Origin of the sequence: Aeromonas sp. 604282, assembly GCF_049170575.1 — a bacterium.
Classification (GTDB): Bacteria; Pseudomonadota; Gammaproteobacteria; order Enterobacterales; family Aeromonadaceae; genus Aeromonas; species Aeromonas veronii_A.
The window spans coordinates 114490-137446 of the sequence record NZ_JAAKMV010000002.1; the positions used below are offsets into that span (position 1 = coordinate 114490).

Here is a 22957-nt window from a genome sequence, read left to right on the forward strand (position 1 = left end):
GGGATATCAAGCGGGGGCGTTAAGCTGGGCCACCTGCCGCTCGATGCTCCCCTTGAGGTTGTCATCGAGCTTGAGGGCGCGCGCCAGTTCGTCGAGATAGCCTCGCTCCATAAAGTGATCCACCTCGATGGCGAGCAGGGAGGCGAGATAGACCTCGGTGGCCAGCTCCATGTCGGTCACTTCCCGCGCCAGCGCATGGGGATCGAGGGGACGGGCCAGCTCGGCGTCAATCCAGCGGGCCACATCGCTCTGACCCTGTTCGGTCAGGTACTCCTGAATTTTCTGGCGCTCGGCGCCGTCGATATGGCCATCGGCCCGGGCTGCCGCCACCATGGCACGCACCAAGAGTGCCGCGCGGGCATCCAGCGCATTGCCTTCCAGGGTACTGACGGGATGGGTAGGCTGGGCGGGTGCCGCCTGCTGGGCCTGCCAATCCTGATAGAGCTTGTAGGCCAGCCCGCCAAGGGCCGCCGCGCCGCCCACGGCAGCGGCCTTGCCGCCATATTTGCGCACTTTTTTATTGCCCAGCAGCAGACCGAGCGCGCCACCGGCCAGCGCTCCCTGCATCTGCCCCTTGCGCTTGTCGCCGCCTTCGTTGAGCCAGCCTTTGCCAGCCCCCAACAACTGTTCCAGCATCTGTTTCATCGTGGCACCTCGCTATTGTTCGGCCCATGCTGGCGCCAGACTGATGAACCAAGAGTGAATGGGCCCCATTATTGCGCCGTCCCCTGTGCATCCTGCCGCCATTCGCGGTATACCTGAAACAGGTCAACAAGGAGCATCAGGATGCGCATCATCACCCCTTTCGTGGTTCTGCTGTTGTGCGGCACTGCCAGTGCCGCCAGCGAGCTGGATCGCTCAGCCCAGCAGGCCAAGCTGGATGCCGCCTGCCAGCAAGCTCAGCAGCAACTGGTCGAGCAGGGCAAGCAACAGCGGATCGACGCCTGCATCAAGGAGGGCGGCAAGGCCGACAAGTGTCAGCAGGAGTTCGCCAACTTCGGCCAGCGCGAGGGCAACAAGCGGCCAGACCTCAACAACCTGCCCCCCTGCCAACAGGCTGACGCCTACCGCAAGAGCTACCGCCAATGACCCCGAACCAAGGAGAGAGCATGATCCCCCCCCGCGAACTGACCCTGCAATTTCTGGCCGAACCCTCCGACGTCAATTTCGGCGGCAAGGTGCATGGCGGCATGGTGATGAAGTGGATCGATCAGGCGGGCTATGCCTGCGCCGCTGGCTGGTGTGGCGGCTATGCGGTGACCGTCTATGTAGGGGGGATCCGCTTTTTGCGCCCCATCCAGATTGGCCAACTGGTAGAGGTGCACGCCCAGGTGATCCACACCGGCACCACCAGCATGCATCTGGCGGTGGATGTCTACAGCCGCCATCCCACCGAGACCGAGCGCCACAAAACCACCCACTGCATCATCATCTTCGTGGCGATGGATGAGCACGGCAAGCCGACCCCAGTGCCCCAGTGGCAGCCGGTGAGCGAGAGCGATCTGCAGTTGCAGCAGTACGCCAAAAAGCTGATCGCCCTGCGCGAGGAGATCGACAAGGAGATGCGCCAGCACCTCTGACCTTGGTGATTCCCCTTCCCGATACAGCGGGCGCTTTCGGCCTGCGGCGGCGCCCCTGTATAATCCCCCCCTCTTCCCGCAACCGGAACCCTGCCCATGTCACTGGAAACTGCCCCGCCCGAGGTGAAACTCGCGGTGGATCTAATTGAACTGCTGGAAACCAATGAGCTGGCCCCCGAGCTGGTGCTGGCGGCGCTGACCATCGTAAAAAATGACTACGAGCGCAAGCTGGCGGAGGGGAAGGATCACTGATCCCCCCGTTTTATCTTTCCGACTTCAGTTTTTCACCACATAGCCACTCACTGCGGCCCCATCACCTCGTCACAGAGGGCGATTAGGGCCGCACTCAAGCGGGTGAGCGGCTCGCTCCCGCTTCCCCCGGCATGGAGCGCCAGCTCCACCGGCGCCACCTTGGGCCACTGGGTCAGGGCCAGCTGATCGGCGGGCATCAGCCGTTTGGGCAGCAAGCTCACCCCGATCCCCGCGCTCACCGCCCCCTGCAAACTGGCGAGGCTGGCGCTGACATAGGCGATACGCCAACGCCGCCCCAGACCATCGAGCGCCTCGGTCATCTGGCGCCGATAGAGCCCTTCGCTCGGGAACACCACCAGCGGCAGCGGATCCCGTTCCCGGGCGGGCCAGTCGCGGCTATCTACCCACACCAGCGGCTCGCGCCAGCTGGCAAGGGGCGAACCCTGCCCCCGCGTCTGTTTGACCAGCGCCAGATCCAGCTCCCCCGCAGCGAAGCGCTGCCAGATGTGGTGGCTCAGACCGCTCTCCACCTCCAACCGCACCTCGGGGTAGTCGCGGGCAAAGGCGGCCAGCACCGGGGTAATGGCCCCTGTGGCGAAATCCTCCGGCACCCCGAGGCTGAGGGACACGCTCCCCTCGCTCACCTGCTCCTCGGCCTGTGCCAGCAGCGCCAGAATGCGGCGGGCCAGCCCCAGCAATTTTTCCCCCTCCGCCGTCGCCACCACCTGACGGCCAGCGCGATCCAGCAGTGGGCAGCCAAGCTGCTGCTCAAGGCGGCGGATCTGCTGGCTGATGGTGGATTGGGTCAGATGGACCCGTTCACCGGCGCGGGTAAAGCTGCCGGTGTCGATAATGGCGACAAAACTGCGCAGTAACAGGGGATCTAGCATGGGGCGCTCCATTTACAAAACCACTGAAACTCATTCTATCATTTAATTTCCAAATGACTTTTTTCGCCGCTAGGCTGGCATTTGTTCTGTCAAATCAGGGTTTTTCATCATGTCACAGCCTCTTGTAGCGTCTACCCCTCTTCGCTCGCTCACCCCATCAACCTCACTCCAGACTCACCGACAATGGCTGGAGCAGGCGGTGCAACTGGCCAGAGCAAATCACCGGCAGGGCGGTCGCCCCTTCGCCGCCCTGCTGGTGCGCGATGACCAGCTGGTGGCGAGCGCGGTCAACGGCATTCATCTGGATGGCGATCCCACCCGTCACGCCGAGCTGGAGGCGCTGCGCAAGGCAAGCCAGAGCGCGCCGCTCGCGGGCAGCATCGTCTATGCCAGCGGTCACCCCTGCCCCATGTGCCTCGGCGCGCTGGTGATGAACGGCATCGCCGCCGTCTATTACGCCTTTGATAACGCCGATGCGGCGCCGTTCGACTTTGACAGCACCGCCGCTTATCAAAAGCTGGGGCTGCCGCTGGCACCGCCACCTCTGCCACTGGTCAAACTGGCCGTCACCATGACGGCGGCAGATCTCTACGGCTCCCAGTTACAACAAGCCACACAAGCAGCGCCTGATCATGAGTAAAGGGACTTTCGAACGCCCGGCAGAAGCGCGCCGCCAGCAGTTTGCCCTGCTGGTGCTGGTGATCCTGACTGGCCTGAATCTGCGCCCCTTTCTTACCGCCATCGGCCCGCTGAGCGGCGAGATTGGCCGCGCCCTGTCGCTGGGGATGGACACCCTCGCCTGGCTTACCCTGCTGCCGCTCTGGCTCATCGGGATTGGCGTGCTGCTCACTCCCAGCCTGCGTCGGCGCGCCAGTGCGTGCCAACTGCTGGGGCTGGCCCTGTTGCTGCTCGGCGTTGGCAGCGCTATGCGCTTCGATGCCCAAAGCGGTGCCTTGCTGATCGCCAGCGCGGCGCTGTGTGGATTGGGGTCGGCACTGGTGCAGGGGGTGCTGCCGGCACTGATCAAGCAGGCCTTCGCCCACAAGGTGCCGCTGGTGATGGGGATCTTCTCTGCCTGCATGATGGGGGGCGGGGCATTGGGGGCCAGTCTCACCCCAAGGCTTGCAGTCAGCCTCGACTGGTCGCGGGCACTGGCGCTCTGGAGCCTGCCGGTGCTGCTGGCCCTCGTCTGGCTAGGGTGGAAAGTGCGTCTGCCAAACACCGCAGCGGTCGCCATTCCCCACGGCGAGCAACGGCTGATCACCCTGCCCCGCAGCTGGTTGCTGATCGTCTGCTTTGGCATCATTAACAGCGGCTACGGCATCGTGGTGGCCTGGCTGGCCCCCGCCTATATGGCGCAGGGCTGGAACGCTGCACAGGCTGGCGGGCTGGTCGCCTGGCTGGCACTGGCGCAGACCGCCAGCGGTCTCGGCTTGCCGCTGCTGGCGGCGCGCAGTCTGGATCGACGACCCTGGATGGGCCTTGCCATCGCCATGCAGCTGGCGGGATTCGGCGGCCTCTGGCTGGCGCCAGCCAGTGCCCCCATTCTCTGGTGTATGCTGTGCGGTGCCGGTCTTGGCGGCAGCTTTTCGCTGATCATGGTGATTGCGCTCGATCACCTGCCCGACCCGCGCCGCGCGGGCACCCTGAGCGCCCTGATGCAGGGATTCGGCTTTATGCTGGCGGCCACCGGCCCCTGGGTGGCGGCACGGCTCTATCACTATGTGGGCGATTTTGCGGCCGCCTGGCAGTGGCAACTGGGAGGCTTGCTGCTGATGAGCCTGCTGGTGCTGCGCCTCGACCCGCGCCACTACCCTCGCGTCATGCGGTTACCGACCGCCAGCGAACCGACCCTTTCAGCGCCCCTCCCAACCGACTCTGCGGCCCAAAGCAACACACCGGCCTAAGGCCGGTGTGTTGGGGATAACAGTGTTGGGGATGACAAGGTAGGCTGACGCCACTCAGAGGGGCAACTCAGCGCCCCTTCTTCTGCCGCCCTGTGTTAGCGGTGCGCGGCTTGCCAGCGGCCGGTTTGCCTCCCTTGGGAGCCCCTTTGCCAGCACCGCCCCTGTTGGCAGCACCTTTGCCCGCGCCACCCTTGCCCACCGGCAGCTTCTTCTCGAAGGCTTCCGGGCCCGGCACATTGGGGCGCCCGCCAATCTCGTGATCATCATCGCGGCGCGGCTTCTTGCCTTGGGCCGGCTTGGCGGTTTGCGCCGCAGGAGCCTTGGCCGCCTTCGGTTTGTCGCCTTTGGCCGGTTTCACCTCGGAGGAGGAGTCCTCAATCAGCTTGAACAGATCGATCAGCTCGTCGTCGGTCAGATCGCGCCACTCGCCCACCGGCAGCCCCTTGAGGCTGACGTTCATGATGCGAATGCGCTCCAGCTTGGTCACTTCAAAACCGAAGTGCTCGCACATGCGGCGGATCTGGCGGTTAAGCCCCTGCACCAGGGTGATGCGAAAGACGAACGGCGCCTCTTTCTTCACCTTGCACTTCTTGGTGACAGTACCGAGGATCGGCACCCCGGCCGCCATGCCGCGCACAAACTCGTCGGTCACCGGCTTGTCGACGGTCACCAGATACTCTTTCTCGTGATCGTTGCCCGCCCGCAGGATCTTGTTGACCAGATCGCCGTGGTTGGTGAGGAAGATCAGACCCTGCGAATCCTTGTCGAGCCGCCCGATGGGGAAGACCCGGGTGCTGTGGTTGACGAAATCGACGATATTGTCCTTCTCGCCCGCCTCTGTGGTACTGACGATGCCCACCGGCTTGTTGAGGGCGATCAGCACCAGACTGTCCGCCTCGCGCGGCTCGATCACCTGACCGTTCACCTTGACCAGATCGCCAACCTGCACCTGATCGCCGATCCCGGCGCGCTTGCCGTTGATAAAGACGTGGCCCTGCTCGATAAAGCGGTCGGCCTCGCGGCGCGAGCAGATACCGCTCTCGCTGATGTATTTGTTCAGGCGCATGGATTCGTTAGCCAGCATGAGTTACCTGCCACAGGATCTGGGTCGCGCCCGGTTGTGCCATTGCCTGTTCCGGCTGCGCCGGGGAGGCTGTCTGCTGCATCAGCCAATTCACTACGTCAAAGTTCTGCATACCATTCCATCTTCAAAAAAGGCCAATGCCAGCTTATCCATCAAAAAACGCCGCTACAGTAGCATAATTGCCCTCTTTCAGGGGCAGATAGTTGCAAGGTCGCGCGCCCAAGCGGCATCTGCGGACAAGTTCACGCCGCCGGATGGCCCGCGATGCCGCCTTTGAACAACCAGCCTGATGCCAACGGCGGGATCCGGCTCCCACAGCCAGCGCGGCCGAACGCCATCAACTATACATATCACCTTGTTTCCATTAGGCTTTAAGCCGGTTGGCCGCGCCCAATGTGCTGCGCCGAACTCGCCCGCCCAAATGCGGCTTCACCTCTATCGCCAAGGATTGCACCATGCTGGCTCACACTCGCCGCCTTGTTCGCCGTGCTCTGCTGACCCTGTTGCTGCTGTTGCTGACCGCATGGGCGGTGATCGCCTACTTCGCCTGGCAGGCAGCGCCGCTGCAGCTGTGGCACACAGTGGTGCCCCCCGAACTCAGTGCCGATGAGCTCGACAGCAGCGACTGGCAAGCCTATCTGGCCCGCGAAGCAGAGCTGTTCGAGCTGGTGGCCACCGAGGTAGTCGCCAAGACGCCGCCGGAGCAGCAACTGGCCAGCAATCGCTACTATCAGGACGCCCCCATCAATCCCGCCCGCTTTCAGCAGAACTGGAACCGCTCCTACCTGCTGCGCCCCGAGGGGGAAGCCAAAGGGGTAGCGGTGCTGCTGCACGGCCTGACCGACTCCCCCTACAGCCTGCGCCATCTGGCTAGACGCTATCAGCAGCAGGGCTTTATCGCGCTGGGGCTGAGGATCCCCGGCCACGGCACAGTGCCCGCTGGCCTCGTAGATGTGGATTGGGAAACCTGGCTGGCCGCCACCCGACTGGCGGTGCGGGAGGCCAGATTGCTGGCACCGGGCAAGCGGCCGCTGCATCTGGTGGGCTTTTCCAACGGCGGCGCGCTGGCGGTGAAATATGCGCTCGATGCGTTGGCCGACCCGAGCGGCACGCTGGCAAAACCGGATCGGCTGGTGCTGATCTCCCCGATGATCGGGGTGACCCGCTTTGCCCGCTTCGCCGGGATCAAGGCCGTGCCTGCCCTGCTGCCCGCCTTTGCCAACGCCGCCTGGCTCGACACCATGCCGGAGTTCAACCCGTTCAAGTACAACTCGTTCCCGGTCAACGGCGCGCGCCAGTCCTACCGCCTGACCCACGCAATCCAGCAGCAGGTGCGCCAGCTGGCCGCCAGTGGCGAGCTGGAGGCATTTCCCCCCGCCCTCACCTTCCAGTCGGTGATGGACTACACCGTCAGCACCCGCTCCATCATTGCCGATCTCTATCACTACCTGCCGGCCAACGGCAGCGAACTGGTGCTGTTTGATATCAACCGCAGCACCCTGTTTGGCCCGCTGATGAGCTCGGCCTCAGAGCTGGCGCTGCACCGCTTGCTGCCAAACGCCCCCGGGCACTATCGCCTCACCGTGGTGGGTAATGTCGAGCCAACCTCCCCCGCGACGCAGGCCAGAACGCTGGCCAGCGCAGACCAGCCTGAGCAGGTCCGCCCGCTGGGCATCGACTATCCCAAGGAGATCTACTCCCTCTCCCATGTGGCGCTCCCCTTCCCGATGGACGACCCCCTCTATGGCATGGCAGCGCGCCCGCAGCAGCGGGAGCAATACGGCATCAACCTCGGTGGTCTGGCCCTGCGTGGCGAGCGCGGCGTGCTGATCGTCAACCCCGGCGCCCTCACCCGCACCTCCTCCAACCCCTTCTACCCCTATCTGCAGCAGCGGGTGATGGAGACTCTCATCGCCCCTCCCGTCGCCCCGTCTGCCGCCGTAACCCCTGCCAGCAGCGGTCAACCTGATGCGGCCTATCAGGCAGAAGTGGAGCAGTTTTTACAGGAGAGCGACGAGAGCAGCGCGCCTTTCTAGGGCATTTCTGGAGTATCGGCAAAGAGCCACTGGCGCTGGGTCGATGGCGATACAAGAAAGGGGCCGTCAATTGACGGCCCCTTTCTATTGATGATGGCGATGGGAGTGATGACTTGGTGGGCTCAGGGATAGATGCTGACTTCTATCAGGTTCTGGTCAGGGTCGAGGAAGTAGACAGATTCTATCGGCCCGCAGGCACCGCTTTTGGTCACCGGCCCCTCGACAATCTCCACCCCGTGGCAGGCAAGCTGGGCCATCACCTGCTCCAGCGGCCAGCGGGTGATAAGGCAGACATCTCCCGACCCCACCTGCGCCAGATTGCGCGGCTCCTGCCCCAGCAGTTGCAGATTGATCTTCTGGTTGCCAAACCCTACCGCCCGGCGCCCCGCACCGAAGGTAATGGCCTCCATATTGAGCACCGAGCTGTAAAATTCCACGGCCCGTTCGATATCACTGACCGTCAATACCAGATGGTCGATATGGCTGATCATGGTTACCTCCTGGTGGTGATCTGGCTGATGTGACCGGCATATACCCGCAAACATCCGGCTGTTGCCGCCACGGCGGGCAACCCCATCATACCCGGCAAGGGGAAGCCCATGTGTGTCGTGACGCGCAAAGCGAGCGCAAATGATCTGGTCAGATAAATTCGCTTTACTGCACCGCTGCGCACGCTTTCTCCCGCTGGGCCAGCAGGGCTTCATCGTCACTGTCCATTGCCGCCAGAATCGCCTGATTGCAGGCGCGCTCCGCCAGCTTGGCAGGACTCTGCTTGGCATCCCCAATCTCTGCAATCATCGGCCGATAACTGATGGCCGCCGAGCAGTACATGGTGCGAAATTTGGGCAGTTGCCAACTGCTGTCATCCTGCCGGGTCAAGTCATCGCACAGCTTGTGAAACAGGGCGGACGCCTTGACCGTGCACTGGCTAAAACGCCGAACATCCTGCTGGTAGGGACGACAAACGCTCGGCTGCTGGATCTGCCACAGCTGAAAAGAGAACGGGACCGACTCCCCCTCATACTGCACCACCAGCGTCTTGGCCTCAGTGCCATAGATATCCGCAACCTGCTGCTGTACCAGATTGAGATAAGCCGAAAAAAGATAGGAAACCGGATCCATCACCACCTCCCTGTGGTTGTCACTGCCGGGCTTTATTACCGAAAACCGGGGTGATTTTCAAACGAGTAACAGGCGACAACAGCTTACTGATTTGGTTGGAAAAAATGATACTCTTCTCGCCACCCTCATGTACAACGTTCAAGGCTAAAGTGCGATGCAACAATGCGGTATTTATGAACAGCTCATTACTCAACTGCTGACATCTCGACTCGACCGCGAGCGCTTTTACGTGGGGGAACGCCAACTTGAGCCTGCCGAAGCGGCAGTTTGGTTATCCAGATTTCTGAGCCGGGTTTTGGAATATGCGGTGGGCTCGGTAACTGGAGAGGATCAGCTGCAACGGCAGATTGAGCTGGCTAACCAGTTATTGCTTTGGCTAAAGGATCGCACCCAAGACCCAGACTTTATTGGCGAGAACCTCATCGATAGTCAGGGAAAAATTCTGACAGCACTCTACCAGTTGGATAACCCCATCTCCGCCAATTTAAAGCAATATGCCGAGGATATTTTCCCTCTGACAGGTCTCACTCAGAGCGAACTGTTTTGTGGCAGCAATGCGGGTTTGTCGATGGAGTCGGAGATTAAACGGGAAATTTTATCGGCAGATAGCATCTGCTGGCTGGTCTCATTTATCAAATGGGCAGGTATCCGGATTTTCCGTCATGAGCTGGAAGAGTTCACTCACAGCGGCCGCCAATTAAAAGTAATTACTACCTCTTATATGGGGGCGACCGATGCCAAGGCAGTTGAATTTTTAGCCAGCCTCCCAAATACCGAAGTCAAACTCAGCTATAACACCCAGCGCGAGCGGTTGCATGCCAAGAGCTATCTCTTTTGCCGAAATACCGGCTTTCATACCGGCTATATAGGTTCCTCCAATCTCTCTCACTCTGCCCTCACCAGCGGCTTGGAGTGGAACCTAAAAATCACCTCGCAAGAGATCCCTCATATTATCGAGAAATCCCTGAGTACCTTTGAAACCTATTGGGAATCCGATGATTTTGAGCTGTTTGATGGCAAGCTCGAAAGCCGTACAAAATTGCAGCATGCACTGCAAGAGGCCCGTGGGGATGGGGACAAAAATAGCCCTGCCTATTTCTTTGATATCACGCCGTTTCCCCATCAACTGGAGATCCTTGAACAATTGGCGATGGAGCGCGCTTTACACCAGCGCTTCCGTAACTTGGTGGTTGCGGCCACCGGTACAGGGAAAACCCTGATCTCCGCTTTTGATTTTGCGCGTTTTCTGAAAACCAAACCCGATGCCAAGTTCCTGTTTGTCGCCCACAAAGAGGAGATCTTGCGCCAAGCATTAGCCTCGTACCGCGGTGTGCTCAAGCAATCCAATTTTGGCGAACTCTTAGTCGGCGGCGCCGTGCCAACCCACTACCGTCAACTATTTGCCTCGGTGCAATCCTTGAATAACCAGCTGGCTAATTTACCTCTTAGCCCAGATTATTTCGATTACATCGTCATTGATGAGGTTCACCATATTGCGGCGGCCAGTTATCGCGGTCTGCTCGCCGCCTTTGAACCTCACATTCTGTTGGGATTAACCGCAACGCCAGAGCGCCATGATGGCGGTGATATTCTTGCCGACTTTTGTGGTGTCATCGCAGCAGAGATCCGCTTGCCCGAGGCCATCAATCGTCGCCATCTCTGTCCGTTCCAATATTTTGGTATCGATGATGATACTGACTTGCGCCAAGTGGCTTGGAAAAATGGCCGTTATGACATCACTGAACTCACCAATATCTATACCCATAACCAGCAGCGGGTACAGAAAATAGTCCAGAGCCTCAATGAGATCGTCACCGATATTACCAAGATAAAAGCGCTGGCATTTTGTGTGAGCCGTGAACATGCCGATTTTATGCGCAAGGCCTTTTTATTGAAGGGCATCAAGGCTGATATTCTCACCAGCGATAACCGAGAAGAACGGTATAGCAAACAACAAGATTTGCGTACCGGCGTTATCAATATTCTCTGCGTGGTGGATATCTTCAACGAAGGGGTTGATATCCCGGAAGTCGATACCTTGCTATTTTTACGACCAACGGAAAGCCTCACTATCTTCTTGCAGCAATTAGGGCGCGGCCTGCGGCTGGCGAGCGATAAAGAGTGCTGCACCGTGTTGGACTTTGTTGGCAATGCCCGTGCTGAGTATGACTTTGCCCAGAAATTCCGGGCACTGGTGGGTAAAACTAATAAGGCGATCAGCCACGAGATCAAACAGGGCTTCCCTCACGCCCCCTTGGGCTGCCGCATCGAACTCTCAAAACAGACCCAAGAGTTAATTCTGAGCAATATCAAGAAGGCGACCCTCAATACCTCACGCCTCATGGGCCTGATCCGCCGTTTCTCACAGGACTGTGATTTACCACTGACGCTGGCGAACTTTTTGAAGTTCTACCCTCACATCAGCCTTGAGGAGATCTACAAGCGCGGTAACTGGAGCGCCTTGGTCAAACAGGCTAGCAACCATACCATTTCTGAAATGAGCGATGAGAAGCTGTCGACCCTCTACACCCGGGCCATCAAAACCCGGCTATTGGGCTGCGATGCGCTCCATTACTTGAAATTCTTACAAACCTTGGTGGCAGACGCCTTTACCTTAACGGCCGAACACGATGAACGTATGGCCTTGATGTGCCATTACGACTTCTGGCAACAGAGCGGCCCCAATGCAGGCTTTAGCTCCTTGGCGCACAGCCTGAAACAACTCAATCAACCAGAGTTAAGGGCCGAGCTGGCAGATCTGTTGCCCATGCTGCTCAACCGGGTGCAACACGAACAAAGCGCCATGCCAAACCTTCCCGGTAATCCGCTGCAACTGCATGCTCGCTATGCCAGAGAGCAGGTGCTGGTTGGCTTTGGTGCGACCACCTTCGCGCAGCAACCCACGGCTCGCGAAGGGGTCTATGTCATCGCAGAGCAAAATATCGAGTTGCTGTTCGTGACCTTGAACAAAACGGAACAGCACTTCTCCCCCACTACCCGTTATCACGACTACGCCATCAACGAGTCGCTGTTTCATTGGCAGAGCCAAAACAGCGCTCGCCCAGAACGGGGTAAGGGGCTGAGTTACATAAACCACAGAGCAGAAGGTAAGCGCTTGTTTCTGTTCGTTCGTGAGCAGAGCAAAGATGAATTTGGCCGCACCCTTGGCTTTGTGAACTTTGGTGAGGTGGAGTACGTATCCCACACTGGCAGCCAACCGATGAACATTAAATGGCGTCTCACTACTCCGATGCCGCCATTTATGTGGAAAGAGGCCGCCAAACTGGCTGTTGGTTAGTAAGGCTTCTCACCCGGTGGGAAGATGACGCAAAACCCACCGGATTCTTGCCCAAAACCCCGGCTAAATTATCCAGTTGCATAATAACCATGCGGCCTTGCGGTTGTTTAACTGGCCCTAACGTCAGATAATACCGCCCGCCTTCAAACCCCGATAACCCGACTTTCAGTGACGGTAATTGATGACTGAGTACCTGCTTTTATTGATCGGCACCGTGCTGGTTAACAACTTCGTGCTGGTGAAATTCCTCGGCCTCTGCCCCTTTATGGGGGTCTCCGGCAAGCAGGAAACCGCCATCGGCATGGGGCTGGCGACCACCTTCGTGATGACCCTCGCCAGTGCCAGCTCCTATCTGGTGGAGCACTATATCCTGCTGCCGCTGGATATCGCCTATCTGCGCACCCTCGCCTTTATTCTGGTGATCGCCGTGGTGGTGCAGTTTACCGAGATGGTGGTGCGCAAAAGCAGCCCGACCCTCTATCGCCTGCTGGGGATCTTCCTGCCGCTCATCACCACCAACTGCGCGGTGCTCGGGGTGGCGCTGCTCAGCATCAATGAGCGACACGACTTTATCCAGAGCGTGATCTACGGCTTTGGCGCCGCCACCGGCTTCTCGCTGGTGTTGATCCTGTTTGCCGCCATGCGCGAGCGTCTGGTCGCCGCCGATGTGCCCGCACCGTTTCGCGGGGTGTCGATTGCCATGATCACCGCCGGTCTGATGTCGCTGGCCTTTATGGGCTTTACCGGCCTAATCAAGATATAACCATGATCCATATTCTCTTTGCCATTCTGGTGCTCACCCTGCTGGCGCTGGCGTTCGGGATTATCCTGGGCTTTGCCGCCGTCAAGTTTCATGTGGAAGCAGACCCCATCGTCGATCAGCTCGATGCCCTGCTGCCCCAGACCCAGTGTGGCCAGTGCGGCTATCCCGGCTGCAAACCCTACGCCGAGGCGCTCGCCAACGGCGATCAGATCAACAAGTGCGTGCCCGGTGGCGAGGCCACCATGCGCAAGATTGCCGATCTGATGGGGGTCGAGCCCCAGCCGCTGGGGGGCAGTGACGAGGCCGCAGTGCCAGTCAAAAAGGTCGCCTTTATCCACGAAGATCAGTGCATCGGCTGCACCAAGTGCATTCAGGCCTGCCCGGTGGATGCCATTGTCGGCGCCACCAAGGCGATGCATACCGTGATTGCCAACGAGTGCACCGGTTGCGATCTCTGTGTCGATCCCTGCCCGACCGACTGCATCGAGATGATCCCGGTGCCCACCACGGTCGATAACTGGAAGTGGGATCTCAATAACGTGCATGTTCCGGGCAAGATTCCGGTCAAGATAGTGGAATAAACAGCGGAGCAACCATGCATTCCTTACTCGAACGTATCAAAGCCGGCACGCTCTGGGACTTTCACGGTGGCATTCACCCCGCCGACAACAAGCTGCAATCAAGCCAGAGCCCGTTGGTAGACGCCGGTCTGCCGCCACGTCTCATCATTCCGCTGCGCCAGCACGCAGGCCCCGCCGGCGATCTGCTGGTGCAGGTGGGCGACAAGGTCAAAAAAGGGCAGCCGCTGACCCGTTATGCCAAGGGGCGGGTCGTCCCTGTCCATGCCTCCACCTCCGGCACCATCACCGAGATTGGCAACCACACGGTTGCCCACCCCTCCGGGCTCGGCGATCTCTGCGTCATTCTCACCCCGGATGGGGAAGATGAGTGGGGCGAGCGCAATGGCAAACCCGATTACTGGAATCTGGAGCGGGGCGAGCTGCTCGAACGCATCCAGCAGGCGGGAGTAGCGGGCCTTGGCGGCGCCGTATTCCCGACCCACAGCAAGCTCGATGGCCGCGGCCAGCTCACCGAGATCCTGATCGTCAACGGGCTGGAGTGCGAACCCTATATCACCACCGACGATCGGTTGATGCAGCAGTACTCCGACGAGATCATAGATGGCATCCGGGTGCTCAAGCACCTGCTCAAACCGAAACTCACCCTGATCGGGGTGGAAGACAACAAGCCCGAGGCGATCGAGCAGCTGACCCGCCACGCCACCGATGAAGATGTGCTGGTCAAGACGGTGCCGACCAAGTACCCCTCGGGCGGTGCCAAGCAGACCATCGAGCTGCTGACCGGCCGTCAGGTGCCCAAGGGGGGCCGCGCGGTCGATATCGGCATCATGGTGCTCAACGTCGCCACCGTGTTTGCCATCAAGCGCGCCATCATCGACGGCGAGCCGCTGATCGAGCGGATCGTCACTCTCACCGGCGACAGCTTCAAGAAGCCCGGCAACGCCTGGGTGCGCCTGGGTACGCCGGTACGCTGGCTGTTGCAGCGTTTTGAACTGCAACCGGAAGCGGAGCAACGGGTGATCATGGGTGGCCCCATGATGGGCTTTACCCTGCCCCACGCCATGGTGCCTGTGGTCAAGGCCACCAACTGCCTGCTGGCGCCGACGCAGGCCGAACTGCCCGCCCCCGGCCCAGAGCAGCCCTGCATCCGTTGCAGCGCCTGTGCCGATGCCTGCCCAGCCACCCTGCTGCCGCAAGAGCTCTACTGGTACAGCCGGGCCAAGGAGTATGACAAGGCCGAGAAGCTCAACCTGATGGACTGCATCGAGTGCGGCGCCTGCGCCTGGGTCTGCCCGAGCGAGATCCCGCTGGTGCAGTACTACAAGATCGCCAAAGACGACATTCGCGAAGCCCGTGCCGAGGCCGAAAAAGCCGAACGCGCCAAGCAGCGTTTCGAGGCCAAGCAGGCCCGTTTCGAGCGGGAGAAAGCAGCCCGCGAAGCGCGCCACGCCGAAGCCGCCGCCCAGCGCCGTCAGACCATGACGGCCGCAGGCGGGGAAGATCCGGTGGCAGCGGCACTGGCCCGCATCAAGGCCAAGCAGGATGCGCCCATCACAGCCATTGCCACCACCGCCGAGGGCTTGCCTGACAACAGCGCGGTGATTGCCGCCCGCGAAGCCCGCAAACGGGAAGCGGAGGCGCGCCGCGCCGCCAAGCTGGCAGAGAACGCAAACAGCGACACTGCCGCTGCGGCGCAACCCTCCGAGGCGGTTGACCTCGCCAGCGATCCCAAGAAAGCGGCCATCGCCGCCGCACTGGCCCGCGCCAAGGCCAAGAAAGCCGCTCAGGCTGGCGAGAGCGCCGAGCCTGTGACTGCCGAAGCCGTTGCTGCCCCAGCGGTAGATGCTGATCAGCAAAAAGCAGAGGTTGATCCGAAAAAGGCGGCGATTGCTGCCGCCATTGCCCGCGCCAAGGCCAAAAAGGCCGAGGCGAATGGTGAACCGGTAAGCGCTGCCAAGGGCACGGCAGCCGAGGTCAACACGCAAAATGATGCCCCTGTCGATCCCAAAAAAGCGGCAATTGCTGCCGCCATCGCCCGGGCCAAGGCCAAGAAGGCCGCCCAGCAGGGTGACAGCGCTGAGGGCGATCTGACTGCAAATGCTGGCGCCAGCGAATCCGCTGCAACCCAAAGTGATGCGCCATCTGCGGCCAGCGAAGCGGTTGCTCCCAAGAAAGCCGCTATCGCCGCTGCCATTGCCCGCGCCAAGGCCAAAAAGCTGGCCCAGCAGGGTGAAAGTGCCGGTGCTGAGGATGCGAAGAGTGAGCCAGCTGCCAGCGCACAGACCCGCGACATGACGGTAGCCAAGAGCGAAGTAACCACCAGCCAAAGCGATACGGCTGCAAGTGAAGCGGTCGATCCCAAGAAGGCCGCTATCGCCGCAGCCATCGCCCGGGCCAAGGCCAAAAAGCTGGCCCAGCAGAGCGCAAGTACCAGTGCTGAGGTAGAAAATGCCGGTGCTGGGGTAGAAAGTGCCGGTACTCAGGTAGAGAGTGCCGGAACTGAGGGTGAGCGCGCACCGGCTGAGCCGATGCAAAGCGATGCTGCCAGCAGTGAGCAACCACTTGCCGTCACAGAGGCTCCTGAAGCGAGCGCCCCTGTGGCTGACGCCCCGGTTGATCCGAAAAAAGCGGCCATTGCAGCCGCAGTGGCCCGCGCCAAGGCGAAGAAGCTGGCGGCCGAGGCAGCCAGAGCCGCAGAGACCGCCGCTGAAGATGCCCCGTCAGCCGACCGAACAACCACAAGGTAATCGACAGACTCATGTTCAATATTGCGACTGCGCCGTTTGCCCATAACCGCAAACAGACCCGAACCCTGATGCTGCTGGTGATCCTGGCCTGCGTGCCGGGCTTGCTGGCCCAGACTTGGTTCTTCGGCTGGGGCTCCTTTATCCAGATCCTGCTGGCGTTGGTGACCGCGCTGCTGTGCGAGGCGCTGGTGCTCAAGCTCCGTGGCCGCGCCATCAAGCCTGCCCTGATGGATGGCAGTGCGGCGCTCACCGCCGTGCTGATCGGTCTCTCCCTGCCGCCGCTGCTGCCATGGTGGATGCTGGTGGTGGGCACGGCCTTTGCCATCATTGTCGCCAAGCACCTTTACGGCGGACTGGGTCAGAACCTGTTCAACCCGGCCATGGTCGCCTATGTGCTGCTGCTGGTCTCCTTCCCGGTGCAGATGACCAGCTGGCTGCCACCGGAGAGCGTGCGCGCCTACAGCCTCGGCTTTGGTGATGCGGCGTCGGTGATCTTCACCGGCTTTAGTCTCGACGGCTACAGCATGACCCAGCTCAAGCAGGGGGTGGATGGTCTCACCATGGCGACCCCCCTCGATACCCTGAAAACAGGCCTGACTCAGGGGCTCACCACCGGCGAGATCCTGAGCGGCCCGCTGTTCGAGGGTTGGGGCGGCATCGGGTGGAGCTGGGTCAACCTCGGCTATCTGCTGGGCGGCCTCTTCCTGCTGCAACAGAAGGTGATCAACTGGCGCATTCCCACCGCCATTCTCGGTGCCCTGCTGGCGGCAGCGACCCTCGGCTACCTGATGAGCCCGGATGCCACCGCCACGCCGATGTTCCACCTCTTTAGCGGCGCGACTATGCTGGGGGCCTTCTTTATCGCCACCGATCCGGTCAGTGCCTGCACCACGCCGCGCGGCCGCTTGGTCTATGGCGTGCTGATCGGGGTGCTGGTCTACATCATTCGCCGCTTTGGCGGCTACCCGGATGCCTTCGCCTTCGCCGTGCTGCTGGCCAACCTTTGCGTACCCTTTATCGACAGCCTGACTCGCCCGAAAGTGTATGGAGCCCGTCGCCAATGATGTTTCTGCCCTCTTTTCCCATCACAGCTGACGGAGCCCGGACATGTTAAAGAGCATGCGCAAGAACGGCCTTATTCTGGCCATGTTCGCGCTGGGCTGTACCGCGCTGGTGGTACTGACCAACGAGCTGACCAAGGATAAAATCGCCCACCAGCAACAGCTGGAGAAGCAGCAGACCCTCTCGGTATTGCTGCCGGAGGGGAGCTATGACAACGATCTGGTGGCCAGCTGCAAGCAGGTGACCAGCAGGAAGTATCTCGGCAGCGATCAGCCGCAGGCCCTCTATACCGCCAGCAAGAATGGCGTGGTAACCGGCTATGCGCTGGAGGCGATCGCGCCGGATGGCTACAGCGGGGCGATCCGCATCGTGGCGGGCTTTGATGCCAAGGGCACCATCACAGCCGTGCGCGTGCTCGCTCACAACGAGACCCCGGGCCTGGGTGACAAGATCGAGCTAAAAAAATCGGACTGGATCAACAGCTTTGCCGGAAAATTCCTGACCCATGACAACGAGCCCCAGTGGGCGGTGAAGAAAGATGGCGGCGAGTTCGATGCCTTTACCGGCGCCACCATCACCCCGCGAGCCGTGGTCAAGGCGGTGAAGAACCTGCTTAAACTGCAGCAGGAGCAACCCGAACTGCTCAGCAACGCCCCGGCTTGTCCGGCGGCGAACTAACGGAGTCGAGCCATCATGAACCAGATGGAACAGATTGAAACGGGCATAGCCCCGCTTGCCGAGCTGGAAAGCCGCAAGGGCGAGCTCAAGGAGCTGATGAGTCAGGGGCTGTGGAAGAACAACCCCTCGCTGGTGCAGGTGTTGGGGCTCTGCCCGACCCTCGCCGTCTCCTCCACCTTTACCAATGCGCTGGGGCTGGGCCTTGCCACCATGGCGGTGCTGGTCTGCTCCAACCTTGCCGTCTCGCTGGTGCGCAACTGGGTGCCGAAAGATATTCGCATCCCGGTCTATGTGATGATCATCGCCTCGCTGGTGACCAGCGTGCAGCTGCTGATGAACGCCTACACCTATGGCCTCTATCAGGCACTCGGCATCTTTATCGCCCTCATCGTCACCAACTGCGTCATCATCGGCCGCGCCGAGGCGTATGCCTCCAAGAATCCGCCGCTGCTGGCGGCCCTCGACGGCCTGATGATGGGCCTTGGTTTTACCCTGGTGCTGCTGGTACTGGGCGGCATGCGCGAGATCATCGGCATGGGCACTCTGTTTGATGGCGCCGAGCTGCTGCTGGGCGAGTGGGCCAAATCCCTGCGCATCGAGCTGTTCCACGCCGATGCCAGTCTGCTGCTGGCGATTTTGCCGCCGGGCGGTTTTATCGGGCTGGGACTGCTGATCGCCGCCAAGAACGCCATCAACGACTGGCGGGACCGCAAACAAGCATCCACAGTGGCCCACTGCAACGTTGCCCCGGCTCGCGTCCGGGCGACCGAACTATGATCGGACGCAAGGCATGAATAACCAGAAACGCAGAGAGATCCTCGAGCGACTGCGGGAAAACAACCCCCACCCCACCACAGAGCTCAATTTCAACTCGCCATTCGAGCTGTTGATCGCCGTGCTGCTCTCGGCGCAGGCAACCGATGTAAGCGTCAACAAGGCGACCGACAAACTCTATCCGGTGGCCAACACCCCGCAAGCAATGCTGGATCTCGGGGTGGACGGGCTCAAGGAGTACATCAAGACCATTGGCCTGTTCAATACCAAGGCCGAGAACGTCATCAAGACCTGCGCCATCTTGCTGGAGCGCCACGGAGGCGAGGTGCCAGAGAACCGCGAAGCGCTGGAAGCCCTGCCCGGCGTCGGCCGCAAGACCGCCAACGTGGTCCTCAACACCGCCTTTGGCTGGCCCACCATCGCCGTCGATACCCATATCTTCCGGGTATCGAACCGCACCGGCTTTGCGGTAGGCAAGAACGTAGATCAGGTGGAGGAGAAGCTGCTCAAAGTGGTACCCGCCGAGTTCAAGCTGGATGTCCACCACTGGCTCATCCTGCACGGGCGTTACACCTGTCTGGCTCGCAAGCCCCGTTGTGGTTCCTGTATCATCGAGAACTTGTGCGAATACAAAGAGAAGGTCTATCCAGAAAGCTGATGGCCTCGCAACCGAGATTGAAAGCAGTACACATCACCAACCCGGAGAACTGAGCAATGAGAATTCTGCATACCATGCTGCGTGTCGGCGATCTGCAACGCTCCATCGACTTCTACACCCGTGTCCTTGGCATGAAGCTGCTGCGCAAGAGCGAGAACAGCGAGTACAAGTACACCCTGGCCTTCGTCGGTTACGGTGACGAGAAGGATGAAGCGGTGATCGAGCTGACCTACAACTGGGGGGTGAGCGAGTACGAACTGGGCTCTGCCTATGGCCACATCGCGCTGGAAGCAGACGACATCTATGCCACCTGCGAAGCGCTGCGCGCCGCCGGTGCCAAGATCACCCGCGAGCCGGGCCCGGTCAAGGGTGGCACCACCGTCATCGCCTTCGTCGAAGATCCGGACGGTTACAAGATTGAACTGATTGCCAAGAAAGATGCCGGTACAGGGCTGGGTGACAGCTTCTAAGCAGCCCTAATCCCACTGCCTAATGGCAGGATCAAAAAAGAGCGCAGATGCGCTCTTTTTTATATCCGGCTGCCGGGGACGGCGCTAGATCTCGCCATTGCGCCCCATGCTGATCACCACCCGCCGGTTCTTGGCACGCCCCTGTTCGGTTTCGTTGGAGGCGACGTGCTGCTTCTCGCCATGCCCCTCCACCGAGATCTTGCCGGGATCGATCCCCAGATCGACAAACACCTTCTTGATGGCATCGGCCCGTTTCTCGGATAGCTTCAGGTTCGGCCAGCGGCCGCCATAGCTGTCGCTGTAGGCATCGATCACCACCACGTCGATGCTCTTGTCCGCCTTGATAAACTCGCTGATCATCGCCAGCCGCCGCTTGGAGGGGATGGAGAGCTGATCGCTGTTCTTGTCGTAGGTAAGCACGCTAAAGGCGATGTCGTTGAAGCTGTAGGGCAAGAGCCCGCTCAGGCAGTCGATAAAGGCCTGATATTTGACCCGAAAGTTAACCGACGAAAGCGATACTCGCACCGCACGGTTTTGGCGATACCAGTCCCGATACTGGAAAGTGGGCATTCGTCCCCCCTCCAGCTCATCGAGCATGGTCCAGGCGGTTTGCCCCTCCACCAGCCCATCGAACTGCTGATAGAAGCGCAGTTGACTCACTTCTCGCCCGGCAATCCCTGGGCGCCATACCGGCGGCATGATGCCAAGGCTCACCGTCTGGGTCTGGGCCTGTGGCCGCTTGCCCTTGAGCTCAAAGTCGAGGTTGATCTTGCGCCCGGCGCGGCTGACAAAGGCCCCCGTTCCCCAGTTGGGAATAGGATGCTCGAGGCGACACTCAATCTGGGTATCGGAGGTCAAACGCCAGACGGATTGATCCAGACCGGCACCAAATTCGGTAACCCCAGCCTGTAACTGCATACTCACGGATATGCTGACCAACCCCAACACCCAAGCGTTCAATTGCTTGCCCTCCACACGATCTCACAAGGGGTATCGGCCAGGGAGGGACAAGCTTTAGCTCAAATGGATCAGTGTGGAGAGGCTCTCTCCAGCAACTTGAAGCTGGCAATGCGTCCAGCCAACTCCCGAGCCAACTGATCCAGTTCGACACTATTCTGCTGCAGGGTGACCGAGTGCTGGCGATGGGCCTCGTACACTTCGCGGATGGTCATTACGTTGTGCTGGATATCGTCCGTTACGTAGCGCTGCTGCTCGGTTGCGGTAGCTACCTGCGCAGTCATGTCACTCACCTTGCGCACCTCATTGACGATGTCGGTCAGCTCGTGACCCGCCCGCTGCGCTTCACTGACACTGAGACCCGCCTGCTCGCTGCCCGACTGCATGGCCACCACCGCCTGACGGGCCCCCGCCCGCAAACGGGAGAGCATCTGTTCGATATCATCTGCCGCCTGCTGGGTACGGACAGCCAGTGAACGTACCTCATCGGCGACCACGGCAAAGCCGCGCCCAGACTCACCGGCACGGGCGGCCTCAATGGCAGCATTGAGGGCCAACAGATTGGTACGATCAGAGATCTGCTTGATGAGGTTGAGTGCCTCGACGGCGGACTCGGTATCCTGATGCAGGTTGTTGACCAACAGCCGGGTCTCGTCGAGGGTGCCGGCCACCTGCTCGATGGCGGCGATAGTCTGATCCACCTCCTTGTCCCCCTGCCGGGCACGTCCAATGGCCTGCTGGGTCGCCAGCGAGGTCTGGGTCGCATTGCGAGCAATTTCGGCCACCGTCGAAGCCATTTCAGTTGCGGCGGTGGCAACCAGTTCAACCTGACCAACGCCACGCACCACACCTTCATTCACTTCGGCAATCACCTCGCTGGAGTTGCTGGCACTACGGGTCAATATCTCACAGGAGCGGCGCACCTCCAGCAACAAGCCTTCCAGATGCTGCAGGAAGCGATTGAGATCCCGCGCCAATGCCCCCAGCTCGTCACCCGATTTCCAGTTGACCCTCACCGTCAGATCATTGTCATTGACGAGCCGTGAAAAGGTGCGATGCAGAGCGACGAAGCCCAGATGCACATCCCGCAGCACCTTCCAACTGATAAGAGAGGTCAACAAAAGACAGCACAGAACCACCATTGAGCCCCACCAGAAGTTGCGCTGACTCTCGCTCTCCATCTGCTCAACCCGTTCGAACAGCTGCTGATAGAGCTGATCCTCACCCTGTTTGAGCAGGTCGATCTTCTCGGTGCTCACGGCAAACCATCGCTCCGGATCGACATCAAAGCCCCCCTCGGTCATCTTGTCCAGAGCTAGCTGCTCATATTTCGCGACCTCTGCAATGACAGGGCTCTTCTCTATTTGCTCAAGCAGTCGTTGCTGCGCCGGACTTGCCGCAGCGCGAAAACGCTCCAGATAACTCTGCTGGGCAGAGAGCAGGGACATAAATTGCTGCAAGGTAGCCGGGGTGAAACTCCCTTTGGCAAAAACATTGCTGAGGGTCGCCCGCTCCATCCCCATACGCTCCTTGTTTTGCAAAAATGCGGCGTAGGCATTGGTCTGCAAGGCAATAGCGGCATCCTGGCTACGCAGGCTAATCTCATCCACCACCTTGAGCAGAGAAGCAATCAACTGGCTATAAAAAGCGACCTGACGGGGAGCCTCTATGGCCAGTTTGTCCACCTGATCGCGGATCCCCGTCAACTCGCTCAAACCCAGATCCGCCTGCTCGTGGACGCTCCCCCTCTCCAACCCCTGAAAGCGACTAATGGCTTCATCAACCTGTTGCCGTTGACGTGGCAAGGCATCGGCAAATTTACGCCCTTCAGAGCCAATAAACCCAGCCGACATGCCACGCTCCTTTTGCAGCTCGTGCACCAGCTGGGCGCTGCGTTCGACCACTGTCAGCTGCTGTAGAGCTTGCGCCATCTCATGGGTCACCCGATATCTGTCGTATGCGTAGTGGCTGGCGAAAAACAGCAGCGCCAATAACGGCAGGCAAATTGCCAGCAACATCTTGCCGGCCAATCCGAGTCTGTTCATCCCGCACTCCTGTCATTTTTATCAACGCGTTGAGTATATCCAGCCTGCTCGCT

Annotated in this window: 23 protein-coding genes; 15 read left to right on the forward strand and 8 right to left on the reverse strand. The window is 60.3% G+C overall.

Annotated elements, in window-relative coordinates:
* Positions 1-6: 6 nt before the first annotated feature.
* Positions 7-645, reverse strand: coding sequence for a tellurite resistance TerB family protein (locus G5367_RS03610; protein ID WP_139690650.1), 639 nt, complete (start codon positions 643-645; stop codon positions 7-9).
* Between the two features lie 141 nt (positions 646-786).
* On the opposite strand from G5367_RS03610, the gene G5367_RS03615 reads away from it, so the two are divergent.
* The 3 genes from G5367_RS03615 to rsmS all read left to right on the forward strand — a co-directional run bounded on the left by G5367_RS03615 (position 787) and on the right by rsmS (position 1832).
* Complete coding sequence (locus G5367_RS03615; protein ID WP_337072758.1) at positions 787-1089, forward strand: hypothetical protein; 303 nt, start codon at positions 787-789, stop codon at positions 1087-1089.
* 20 nt (positions 1090-1109) lie between these two features.
* On the forward strand, positions 1110-1580 hold the full coding sequence (locus G5367_RS03620) for an acyl-CoA thioesterase (RefSeq protein WP_216963462.1): 471 nt from the start codon (positions 1110-1112) through the stop codon (positions 1578-1580).
* A gap of 96 nt (positions 1581-1676) precedes the next feature.
* Complete coding sequence (rsmS, locus tag G5367_RS03625; RefSeq protein WP_076493688.1) at positions 1677-1832, forward strand: pleiotropic regulatory protein RsmS; 156 nt, start codon at positions 1677-1679, stop codon at positions 1830-1832.
* A 47-nt stretch (positions 1833-1879) separates the two neighbouring features.
* On the opposite strand, the gene G5367_RS03630 is transcribed toward rsmS, so the two are convergent.
* A complete protein-coding gene (locus tag G5367_RS03630) occupies positions 1880-2722 on the reverse strand; it encodes a LysR family transcriptional regulator (RefSeq protein WP_421243870.1) in 843 nt (280 codons plus the stop codon).
* Between the two features lie 109 nt (positions 2723-2831).
* On the opposite strand from G5367_RS03630, the gene G5367_RS03635 reads away from it, so the two are divergent.
* On the forward strand, positions 2832-3362 hold the full coding sequence (locus G5367_RS03635; protein ID WP_279491854.1) for a nucleoside deaminase: 531 nt from the start codon (positions 2832-2834) through the stop codon (positions 3360-3362).
* Entirely contained in the window at positions 3355-4629 is a 1275-nt protein-coding gene (locus tag G5367_RS03640; protein WP_421243871.1) for a cyanate transporter, read from the forward strand. Before G5367_RS03635 ends, G5367_RS03640 begins: the two co-directional genes overlap by 8 nt.
* Before the next feature lie 67 nt (positions 4630-4696).
* On the opposite strand, the gene rluF is transcribed toward G5367_RS03640, so the two are convergent.
* Together rluF and G5367_RS03650 are read right to left on the reverse strand one after the other, a co-directional pair.
* A complete protein-coding gene (gene rluF, locus G5367_RS03645; RefSeq protein WP_421243872.1) occupies positions 4697-5713 on the reverse strand; it encodes a 23S rRNA pseudouridine(2604) synthase RluF in 1017 nt (338 codons plus the stop codon).
* Positions 5703-5825 (reverse strand): hypothetical protein, encoded by a 123-nt coding sequence (locus G5367_RS03650; RefSeq protein ID WP_421243873.1) that lies wholly within the window; start codon positions 5823-5825, stop codon positions 5703-5705. The genes rluF and G5367_RS03650 overlap by 11 nt, the downstream gene beginning before the upstream one ends.
* Positions 5826-6168: 343 nt before the next feature.
* Here G5367_RS03650 and G5367_RS03655 point away from each other — a divergent pair, with 343 nt between their 5' ends.
* The gene (locus G5367_RS03655) at positions 6169-7749 is read left to right on the forward strand and encodes an alpha/beta hydrolase (RefSeq protein WP_421206472.1); all 1581 of its coding nucleotides are present in this window, start codon (positions 6169-6171) and stop codon (positions 7747-7749) included.
* A 122-nt stretch (positions 7750-7871) separates the two neighbouring features.
* Here G5367_RS03655 and G5367_RS03660 read toward each other — a convergent pair whose 3' ends face one another.
* Both G5367_RS03660 and G5367_RS03665 read right to left on the reverse strand, forming a co-directional pair.
* Positions 7872-8240 (reverse strand): VOC family protein, encoded by a 369-nt coding sequence (locus tag G5367_RS03660; protein ID WP_421243874.1) that lies wholly within the window; start codon positions 8238-8240, stop codon positions 7872-7874.
* Positions 8241-8403: 163 nt separating this feature from the next.
* On the reverse strand, positions 8404-8871 hold the full coding sequence (locus G5367_RS03665) for a hypothetical protein (RefSeq protein WP_107682341.1): 468 nt from the start codon (positions 8869-8871) through the stop codon (positions 8404-8406).
* 154 nt (positions 8872-9025) lie between these two features.
* Here G5367_RS03665 and G5367_RS03670 point away from each other — a divergent pair, with 154 nt between their 5' ends.
* From G5367_RS03670 to gloA, 9 genes are all read left to right on the forward strand, one after another.
* The gene (locus tag G5367_RS03670) at positions 9026-12169 is read left to right on the forward strand and encodes a DUF3427 domain-containing protein (protein WP_421206474.1); all 3144 of its coding nucleotides are present in this window, start codon (positions 9026-9028) and stop codon (positions 12167-12169) included.
* Positions 12170-12350: 181 nt separating this feature from the next.
* The gene (rsxA, locus tag G5367_RS03675) at positions 12351-12932 is read left to right on the forward strand and encodes an electron transport complex subunit RsxA (protein ID WP_266135085.1); all 582 of its coding nucleotides are present in this window, start codon (positions 12351-12353) and stop codon (positions 12930-12932) included.
* A 2-nt stretch (positions 12933-12934) separates the two neighbouring features.
* On the forward strand, positions 12935-13513 hold the full coding sequence (gene rsxB, locus G5367_RS03680; protein WP_005350799.1) for an electron transport complex subunit RsxB: 579 nt from the start codon (positions 12935-12937) through the stop codon (positions 13511-13513).
* Positions 13514-13527: 14 nt separating this feature from the next.
* On the forward strand, positions 13528-16260 hold the full coding sequence (gene rsxC / locus G5367_RS03685; RefSeq protein ID WP_421243875.1) for an electron transport complex subunit RsxC: 2733 nt from the start codon (positions 13528-13530) through the stop codon (positions 16258-16260).
* Positions 16261-16271: 11 nt separating this feature from the next.
* A complete protein-coding gene (rsxD, locus tag G5367_RS03690) occupies positions 16272-17324 on the forward strand; it encodes an electron transport complex subunit RsxD (RefSeq protein WP_204479647.1) in 1053 nt (350 codons plus the stop codon).
* A gap of 43 nt (positions 17325-17367) precedes the next feature.
* The gene (gene rsxG / locus G5367_RS03695; protein ID WP_005359614.1) at positions 17368-18000 is read left to right on the forward strand and encodes an electron transport complex subunit RsxG; all 633 of its coding nucleotides are present in this window, start codon (positions 17368-17370) and stop codon (positions 17998-18000) included.
* Positions 18001-18015: 15 nt separating this feature from the next.
* Positions 18016-18777: an electron transport complex subunit E gene (locus G5367_RS03700; RefSeq protein WP_421243876.1), complete on the forward strand. Its 762-nt coding sequence runs from the start codon at positions 18016-18018 to the stop codon at positions 18775-18777.
* Positions 18778-18790: 13 nt separating this feature from the next.
* A complete protein-coding gene (nth, locus tag G5367_RS03705) occupies positions 18791-19432 on the forward strand; it encodes an endonuclease III (RefSeq protein WP_227342383.1) in 642 nt (213 codons plus the stop codon).
* Between the two features lie 56 nt (positions 19433-19488).
* The gene (gloA, locus tag G5367_RS03710) at positions 19489-19902 is read left to right on the forward strand and encodes a lactoylglutathione lyase (RefSeq protein WP_005337610.1); all 414 of its coding nucleotides are present in this window, start codon (positions 19489-19491) and stop codon (positions 19900-19902) included.
* Positions 19903-19986: 84 nt separating this feature from the next.
* Here gloA and G5367_RS03715 read toward each other — a convergent pair whose 3' ends face one another.
* Both G5367_RS03715 and G5367_RS03720 read right to left on the reverse strand, forming a co-directional pair.
* Entirely contained in the window at positions 19987-20862 is an 876-nt protein-coding gene (locus G5367_RS03715) for a flagellar protein MotY (protein WP_005337611.1), read from the reverse strand.
* A 68-nt stretch (positions 20863-20930) separates the two neighbouring features.
* Positions 20931-22904 carry a methyl-accepting chemotaxis protein gene (locus G5367_RS03720; protein WP_421243877.1) on the reverse strand — a complete coding sequence of 658 codons (1974 nt, stop codon included), beginning with the start codon at positions 22902-22904 and terminating at the stop codon, positions 20931-20933.
* Positions 22905-22957 lie beyond the last annotated feature (53 nt).

Excerpts from the sequence above, each read along its gene's own strand:
- G5367_RS03610 (WP_139690650.1), bottom strand. The coding sequence starts at position 645 with ATGAAACAGATGCTGGAACAGTTGTTGGGGGCTGGCAAAGGCTGGCTC.
- G5367_RS03615 (WP_337072758.1), top strand. The coding sequence starts at position 787 with ATGCGCATCATCACCCCTTTCGTGGTTCTGCTGTTGTGCGGCACTGCC.
- G5367_RS03620 (WP_216963462.1), top strand. The coding sequence starts at position 1,110 with ATGATCCCCCCCCGCGAACTGACCCTGCAATTTCTGGCCGAACCCTCC.
- rsmS (WP_076493688.1), top strand. The coding sequence starts at position 1,677 with ATGTCACTGGAAACTGCCCCGCCCGAGGTGAAACTCGCGGTGGATCTA.
- G5367_RS03630 (WP_421243870.1), bottom strand. The coding sequence starts at position 2,722 with ATGCTAGATCCCCTGTTACTGCGCAGTTTTGTCGCCATTATCGACACC.
- G5367_RS03635 (WP_279491854.1), top strand. The coding sequence starts at position 2,832 with ATGTCACAGCCTCTTGTAGCGTCTACCCCTCTTCGCTCGCTCACCCCA.
- G5367_RS03640 (WP_421243871.1), top strand. The coding sequence starts at position 3,355 with ATGAGTAAAGGGACTTTCGAACGCCCGGCAGAAGCGCGCCGCCAGCAG.
- rluF (WP_421243872.1), bottom strand. The coding sequence starts at position 5,713 with ATGCTGGCTAACGAATCCATGCGCCTGAACAAATACATCAGCGAGAGC.
- G5367_RS03650 (WP_421243873.1), bottom strand. The coding sequence starts at position 5,825 with ATGCAGAACTTTGACGTAGTGAATTGGCTGATGCAGCAGACAGCCTCC.
- G5367_RS03655 (WP_421206472.1), top strand. The coding sequence starts at position 6,169 with ATGCTGGCTCACACTCGCCGCCTTGTTCGCCGTGCTCTGCTGACCCTG.
- G5367_RS03660 (WP_421243874.1), bottom strand. The coding sequence starts at position 8,240 with ATGATCAGCCATATCGACCATCTGGTATTGACGGTCAGTGATATCGAA.
- G5367_RS03665 (WP_107682341.1), bottom strand. The coding sequence starts at position 8,871 with ATGGATCCGGTTTCCTATCTTTTTTCGGCTTATCTCAATCTGGTACAG.
- G5367_RS03670 (WP_421206474.1), top strand. The coding sequence starts at position 9,026 with ATGCAACAATGCGGTATTTATGAACAGCTCATTACTCAACTGCTGACA.
- rsxA (WP_266135085.1), top strand. The coding sequence starts at position 12,351 with ATGACTGAGTACCTGCTTTTATTGATCGGCACCGTGCTGGTTAACAAC.
- rsxB (WP_005350799.1), top strand. The coding sequence starts at position 12,935 with ATGATCCATATTCTCTTTGCCATTCTGGTGCTCACCCTGCTGGCGCTG.
- rsxC (WP_421243875.1), top strand. The coding sequence starts at position 13,528 with ATGCATTCCTTACTCGAACGTATCAAAGCCGGCACGCTCTGGGACTTT.
- rsxD (WP_204479647.1), top strand. The coding sequence starts at position 16,272 with ATGTTCAATATTGCGACTGCGCCGTTTGCCCATAACCGCAAACAGACC.
- rsxG (WP_005359614.1), top strand. The coding sequence starts at position 17,368 with ATGTTAAAGAGCATGCGCAAGAACGGCCTTATTCTGGCCATGTTCGCG.
- G5367_RS03700 (WP_421243876.1), top strand. The coding sequence starts at position 18,016 with ATGAACCAGATGGAACAGATTGAAACGGGCATAGCCCCGCTTGCCGAG.
- nth (WP_227342383.1), top strand. The coding sequence starts at position 18,791 with ATGAATAACCAGAAACGCAGAGAGATCCTCGAGCGACTGCGGGAAAAC.
- gloA (WP_005337610.1), top strand. The coding sequence starts at position 19,489 with ATGAGAATTCTGCATACCATGCTGCGTGTCGGCGATCTGCAACGCTCC.
- G5367_RS03720 (WP_421243877.1), bottom strand. The coding sequence starts at position 22,904 with ATGAACAGACTCGGATTGGCCGGCAAGATGTTGCTGGCAATTTGCCTG.